Source organism: Mesorhizobium sp. M7A.F.Ca.US.006.04.2.1, assembly GCF_004022915.1.
Taxonomy (GTDB): Bacteria; Pseudomonadota; Alphaproteobacteria; order Rhizobiales; family Rhizobiaceae; genus Mesorhizobium; species Mesorhizobium ciceri.
On record NZ_RZQA01000596.1, the window covers coordinates 1 to 4,041 of the forward strand.

2 protein-coding genes are annotated in these 4,041 nt (G+C 62.4%); one reads left to right on the plus strand and one right to left on the minus strand.

Annotated elements, in window-relative coordinates; translation table 11 throughout:
• Nucleotides 1–1,482, plus strand: a 1,482-nt coding sequence (locus tag EN925_RS26045; protein ID WP_128337031.1) for a histidine kinase dimerization/phospho-acceptor domain-containing protein, incomplete at its 5' end; no start/stop codon positions are given.
• A gap of 324 nt (nucleotides 1,483–1,806) precedes the next feature.
• Here EN925_RS26045 and EN925_RS26050 read toward each other — a convergent pair.
• Complete coding sequence (locus tag EN925_RS26050) at nucleotides 1,807–3,765, minus strand: acetoacetate--CoA ligase (RefSeq protein ID WP_127369412.1); 1,959 nt, start codon at nucleotides 3,763–3,765, stop codon at nucleotides 1,807–1,809.
• Nucleotides 3,766–4,041: the final 276 nt, after the last annotated feature.

Consider the following 4,041-nt stretch of genomic DNA (forward strand, 5'->3'; position numbering starts at 1 on the left):
TCGCTGCTCGGTAAGCTGCCCGTGCCGCTGCTCATCCATTCCGGAGACCAGTTGCACTATGCGAACGAGGAATTCCTCAGCCTGACCGGCTACGAGGCGCTCGACGATCTGGCGGATGCCGGCGGCCTCGGCGCGTTGTTTGCCGACCCCTATGCCGACGACGGCGTTTCCGACGGCACCGATCGCGCGCTGCGGTTGAAGACGCGTGATGGACAGGAATTCCCGATCGAGGCCATTTTGCGCTCTGTCCCCTGGCGCGACGGCAAGGCGCTGATGCTGGTCGTGCGACGCTCCGGCGAGGATGATGCGCCGGCGAGCCTGCATGTGGTTGGCGACGAGCAGACGCAGCCGGATATTTCCGAGCTCAAGGCGCGCATCGCCGAGATGCGCACCATTATCGACACCGCCACCGACGGCGTCGTGCTGATCGGCCGTGACGGCACCATCCGATCGATCAGCCGGCCGGCCGAAGCACTGTTCGGCTTCGACAGCGACGATGTGACCGGCAAGCCGTTCGCCTCGCTGTTTGCCATCGAAAGTCAGCGCGCGGCACGCGACTATCTCAACGGACTGTCCGAGCCCGGCGTGGCGAGTGTCATGAACGACGGCCGTGAGGTGATCGGTCGCGAATCGCAAGGCCGCTTCATTCCGCTGTTCATGACCATCGGCCGGCTGCCCAACGACAGCGGCTTCTGCGCCGTCGTTCGCGATATCACGCAGTGGAAGCGGGCCGAAGAGGACTTGACGCAGGCACGTGCGGTGGCCGAGCGCGCGTCCTCGCAGAAGACCGATTTCCTCGCCCGCATCAGCCACGAGATCCGCACCCCGCTCAACGCCATCATCGGCTTTTCCGAACTGATGGTCGACGAGAAGTTCGGACCTGTCGCCAACGACCGCTACCGCGACTATCTGCGCGACATCAACCGCTCGGGCAATCATGTGCTCGACCTGGTCAACGACCTGCTCGACATCTCCAAGATCGAGGCCGGCCAGCAGGAGATGGCCTATGAGGCGGTGTCGCTCAACGACACGCTGGCCGAGACGGTGGCGATGATGCAGCCGCAGGCCAATCGCGAACGGGTCATCATCCGCTCCAGCTTCGCTTCGCGGCTGCCGGAAGTGGTGGCGGACCTGCGCAGCGTGCGCCAGATCGCGCTCAACATCCTGTCGAATGCCATCCGCTACACCCAGGCCGGCGGCCAGGTGATCGTCTCGACCGCCTATGAGACGTCGGGCGACGTCGTCATGCGGGTGCGCGACACCGGCATCGGCATGAGCCATGCCGAGATCGAGCAGGCGCTGAAGCCGTTCAAGCAGATCAACGCGCTGAAGCGCGGACGCGGCGACGGCACCGGGCTTGGACTGCCTTTGACCAAAGCGATGGTGGAAGCCAACCGTGCCCGGTTCACCATCAATTCGACCCCGGGCGAAGGCACCTTGGTCGAGGTCGCTTTTCCATCGACCCGTGTGCTCGCGGAATAGATCAGCCCTCCACGCTTCGATCCCGATAAAAAGAAAAAGGCGCCCAAAGGCGCCTTAAGAGATGGGATTGCTGTCACAACGGGGGCTTGAGCGAATTCGGATCCTCGGGGCTGAGGAACGGGATTTCTCCCTCAAGTTACCTGCGACTATCGACGCCGGACCTTAACAACCCCTTACCGGGGCGCCGGAAAATTTACGAATGTGTACCACTCATGAAATCTAGGTAAATTCTAGCGAGATATTTCGTTAACCATTCCGAAGTCACTTTTTCATACGTGTCGTTGCCTCAAAACCGGGCCACTTTTGAGCGACATGCATTAGCAGCTACTCGGCCAATTGCGGCAGGTTCTTGAACAGCTCAAGCGCCTCTGGATTGGCGAGCGCCTCCTTGTTCTTGATGGCGCGGCCATGCACCACGTCGCGCACCGCAAGCTCGGTGATCTTGCCCGACTTGGTGCGTGGGATGTCGGTGACGGCGACGATCCTTGCCGGCACGTGACGCGGGCTCGCGCCGCTACGGATTTTTGCCCGTATGCGTTTTTCCAGATCCTCGTCGAGCTGCACGCCGGCGGCCAGGCGCACGAACAGGATGACGCGCACGTCGTTGTCGATGTCCTGTCCGATGCACAATGCTTCCAGGATCTCAGGCATCTGCTCGACCTGATTGTAGATCTCCGCCGTGCCGATCCTCACCCCGCCCGGGTTGAGCGTGGCGTCGGAGCGGCCATGGATGATGAGGCCGCCATGCTCGGTCCATTCGGCGAAATCGCCATGACACCAGACATTGTCGAAGCGCTCGAAATAGGCCGCCCGGTACTTCTTGCCATCGGGGTCGTTCCAGAAGCCGATCGGCATCGCCGGAAAGGCTTTTGCGCAGACCAACTCGCCCTTCTCCTGTCGGACCGGCCTGCCGTCGTCGTCCCAGACATCGACGGCCAGGCCGAGGCCGGGTCCCTGGATCTCGCCGGTCCAGACCGGCTGCGTCGGCACGCCGAGCACGAAGCAGGAGACGATGTCGGTGCCGCCGGAGACCGAGGCCAGATGTACGTCCTTCTTGATGCCGTCATAGACAAAGCGGAAATCTTCCGGCGACAGCGGCGAGCCGGTGGAGGAGATTGCCCGCACAGTGGACAGATCATGCGTGCGGATCGGCTTGAGGCCGGCCTTGCGCACGGAATCGATGAACTTGGCCGAGGTGCCGAGGAAAGTCATCTTCTCGGCATCGGCGAAATCGAACAGCACATTGCCGTCGGGGTAGAAGGGCGAACCGTCATAGAGCAGCAGCGTCGCACCCGAAGCGAGCCCCGACACCAGCCAGTTCCACATCATCCAGCCGCAGGTGGTGAAGTAGAAAAAGCGGTCGCCGTCGGTGAGACCGGCATGCAGCCGGTGTTCCTTGACATGCTGGATCAGCGTGCCGCCGGCCGAATGGACGATGCATTTGGGAATGCCGGTCGTTCCCGACGAAAACAGGATGTAAAGCGGATGCGAAAACGGCAGCGGCTCGAAGGCGACGGGCTTGCCGGCGAAGGGCGACAGCGCCTCTTCCAGCGCCACCGCCTTGTCGATGATCCCGGCGACATCGCTCGATGTGCCGAGATAGTCGACGACCAGGATCTTGCGGACAGTGCCGAGCTTGGCCGCGACCGCGGCGATCTTGTCGGCGACTTCGATCGCCTTGCCATTGTACCAATAGCCATCCGGCGCGATGAAGACGACGGGCTCGATCTGGCCGAACCTGTCGAGCACGCCCTGCTCGCCGAAATCGGGAGAGCAGGACGACCAGACGGCGCCGACCGAGGCGGCGGCCAGCATGGCGGCGACGGTCTCCGGCATGTTGGGCATCATGGCGGCAATGCGGTCGCCCTTCTTCACCTTGAGCGACAGGAAAAGCTGCTGCAGCCGCGAGGTCAGCGCGTGCAACTCGTTCCAGGACAGCCGGCGCTCGACCTTGTCTTCGCCGCGAAACACGATTGCGTCGCCTGAGCCGGTCTTCTTCAGCAGATTCCCGGCGAAATTCAGTGTCGCATCGGGAAAGAAAGAAGCGCCGGGCATCTTGTCGCCGTCGACGAGCAGCTTGTCGCCCTTGCCGCCGACGATGCCGCAGAAATCCCAGACCAGGCTCCAGAACCCTTCACGGTCCTCGACCGACCAGGCGTGAAGCTGCGAATACGAGGAAAACGCTACGCCGGCTTTGACTCCGGCGGCCTTGGTGAAGGCGGTCAAGGGTGCTGCGTCAATCTGGTCTTGCGTCGGGGTCCAGAGCGGTTGTTCGGCAGCCATGATCGTTCCTCCACGGTCGCCATCGCTTATGCATATCGCAGCGCAGCAGAGCAAGATTTTGTTCGGCTGATGCGACCAGATGTGCGCAAATGCCATCGCCGGGCCATAAAGACTTGAAATGCCTCAGCCCTAAGTCGTAGTGACAACTTGAAGTCGTAGTGACGGCCGGAAGTCCTGGTCACGACCGGGGTCGTGGTGACGACCGGGGCCGTGGTGACACCTGGGGTTACACCCGTCGCGCGATTTGTCGGAATGGAAGCATACGGGGCCATATGC

Coding starts and splice junctions, on each gene's coding strand:
- EN925_RS26050 (WP_127369412.1), bottom strand. CDS start 3,765: ATGGCTGCCGAACAACCGCTCTGGACCCCGACGCAAGACCAGATTGAC.